Below are 3,152 nucleotides of genomic sequence, written 5' to 3'. Positions count from 1 at the left end.
TAGCTTCTTGTAGAAATTTTTTTTTACATTTGTCATAATTAAATTTTAAATTAATAATATGACAAATTTGATAATTACTGAAAAACTAAGACTACAAATTCCACAAAAACCACCTCACGAATGTGAGGTTTAGTTCAACATGCTGTATAAATCATTAAATGAACCGATTCATACAGCTATTCGTTACCAACAAGCCGAAGAAAAAACAACATAACGGAAATTTTGCTGCATTACATGAACTATTAAAAGATGAAGAAAGGGACTATGAGAAAAAGTTTTAGAAAAATAAACCTTTTGGTTTTTATTATGGTTTTTGTGTCCTTGAAATTTTATGGTGCTCCAATACTAGGTAAATGTGAAGTAAATGGTGTTGTAAAAGATAGCATAAGCGGTGAAGGACTTCCATTTGCTACTATCCGAGTGTTAACGACAAAAGATTCCAGCTTTGTTAAAGGGGTTATGACAAATGCAGAAGGCAATTATTTGATTAATGACATTCAAACAGGCGAATACATTATAATTGCATCTTACATGGGCTATCATGAAAGGAAAATAGTTTTGAATATTCAATCGAAAAAAGTGAAATTTGATTTTCTTCTCATTCAAAAAAGTATTTCTTTATCAGAAATATCAATTACAGCAGAAAAAAATCTTGTTGAAAAAAAATTAGAAAAGACAACAGTAAATGTATCTAAAAACACAACCGTTTCCGGTGGCACTGCAACCGATGTGATGCAGACACTCCCCTCGGTTGACGTTGATATTGACGGAAATATTAATTACAGAGGAAGCGATAAGGTTATAATTTTGATAAATGGGGAAAAATCAGAACTGGTTAAATCTCTTGACCAAATCCCGGCTGACCAAATAGAAAAAGTAGAATTGATTAACAATCCATCTGCTAAATATGAAGCCGAAGGCATGTCTGGTATTATTAATATCGTTTTAAAATCAGGAAAACCAGGAAAAAACAAAACAACTTTAATGATTAATGGAGGTTATTCCGAAAATGTTGGAGGAAATATCGGATATTCAGGAACGACAGAGAAAACTGCTTTTTTTATTAATGCTGGGATTAAACACAACACCAAATTTCAAACAAAAGAACATTTACGTGAAAACTATGAAAACCCAAACGCTTTCAATTATTATCAGTACGATAGGCAAGACGAAAGTTTAAATGACGCTTTTCTGAACACCAATTTTGATTATAAGATTAGGAAAAATCAAAAAATCGGGATTTCTCTTATTGGTTCGAAAAAATTCAACAATGCTGACAGAACAATAGATTATGAAACCTTGACCAAATCAGGACAGAAAACAAACGAATCGTTGAAAGAAATTGGTATTGACTTGAACAACTACACAATTGACGGAATCCTGAACTACAGATATAATTTTAAAAAGGGACGGTTTTTATCGTCAAAAATTCATTATTCGTTATTTGACCAGTTACAAGTAATGAATAATAAATTCTATCCTGATTTACCTTATGTAAATCCTGAATTACAAAACACATATTCAAAACAGATTAATAAACAAACTGATTTCTCACTTGATTACTTACATCCATTTAACGATTCATTAAACTTTGAGACAGGATATGATTTCAGTGTAAGGGATTTGCTGAATGATTTCAGTTCTGAAATATATACAAATTCAGGCGAATGGCTAAATAACACTGCATTGGCGAATAAATTCAACTACATACAAATGATACATGCAGTATATTTTAGTTTTTCGGCAAGATTAAAATTTATTGAGCTTCAAGCAGGTTTAAGAAGCGAACTTACATCAAACAGTCAAAACGATATTAGTACAGATGAATACATTGATTTTTTTCCTTCATTAAATATATCTCGAAAATTAAATAACCATTTTTCGATTTTTGCAGGCTACAATCGCAGGATAAATCGACCAACTATAAAAATGCTGAATCCATTTTCAGATGAATACGCAGATATATTAAACATGCATAAAGGAAACCCTGATTTAAAACCCGAATATGTGAATTCAATAGAAATTGGAAACCGTTTTGTTTTCAATAAGTTTTCAGGCTTAGGCTCTATCTATTATCGCAATATTGACCATGCAATTTCAAGAATTAAATCAGCATCAAATGATAGTGCCATGTTTGTTTCATTTATGAACCTTGACAAAGCAAAATTAATAGGTGGTGAGATTTCATTAACATACAAACCTTTTAAATGGTGGAGTATTAATTCAAGTAGCAATATCTTTTATACTAATTTATCAGGCGAATACGAAAACAACCTTGTTAACAACAGCAAAACAGGATGGACTTTGAATATATCGAACAACTTTAAACTACCTAAAGACTTTGGGTTTCAACTGTCAGGTTATTACAGGTCAAAATTACCTTCGGTAATGGGAACCTATAAAGAACGGTACTACTTTGATTTAGCATTAAATAAAAAGATATTAAAAAACAAAGCTCAACTGATTTTCAAAATATCTGATGTTTTCAATACTTACAAATTCGGACTCGACCTTGATGCCATAGATGATAATAATTTTAGGTATAGCCAAATAAACAGGAGGAAAAACGAATCACGATATTTTATTTTGAGTTTTATCTACAACATTAATGGAAAAGACCAACAACAGAAAAAGCAAAAGGAAAATTTCTTTTTGGATGATTTTGATAAGTAGTTTGATTATAAAATATTGCAGTAAATTGAAATATATCAGGACAAATAATAAAAACGGCCAGTTGGTAATCGAGTAGGCGGCTGATGGCAAAATAGCCACCAGTGCACCTCTCACACCACTAAGCGTACGGGTCTCGTACTTAGCGGTTCATCAAGCAAATGAAAATTTGAGTTGATTCTCAGAAGGAAATCTCTCAGGGATGGGATTATAGGAAAAAAGACAAAAATAGTTTGCTGACTAATAGAATTATTTTATTTTTGCAATTGTATAATTAACATTTAATTAATGTATAGCAAAGTCAACAAATATTAGGACATGAATCAAGTAGTACAACAGAAATTTACACACATGTTTCAGAAAATAATTTCAAAAATTTTAAAAACCCGATAGATGACTTTGAAATATAAAAAAACAAAAAGGTGTTCATACACGCCCAAATTGGTTGTGTATGTACACCTTTTTCAGAGGATAAAAGAGAT

1 protein-coding gene is annotated in these 3,152 nt (G+C 31.0%); it reads left to right on the top strand.

Annotated features, from left to right (window positions below; translation table 11 throughout):
- The first annotated feature begins 264 nt into the window (after window positions 1–264).
- Entirely contained in the window at window positions 265–2,673 is a 2,409-nt protein-coding gene (locus tag HN894_05990) for a TonB-dependent receptor (protein MBT7142869.1), read from the top strand.
- The last annotated feature ends 479 nt before the right edge of the window (window positions 2,674–3,152 follow it).

It is taken from the genome of Bacteroidota bacterium, assembly GCA_018692315.1.
GTDB lineage: Bacteria > Bacteroidota > Bacteroidia > Bacteroidales > JABHKC01 > JABHKC01.
Note: the sequence above shows the minus strand (reverse complement) of the source record. Positions and strands in the feature narration are given on the sequence as shown.

Bases quoted from the DNA above. Each gene is read 5' to 3' on its own strand.
- HN894_05990 (MBT7142869.1), top strand. From the start codon at position 265: ATGAGAAAAAGTTTTAGAAAAATAAACCTTTTGGTTTTTATTATGGTT.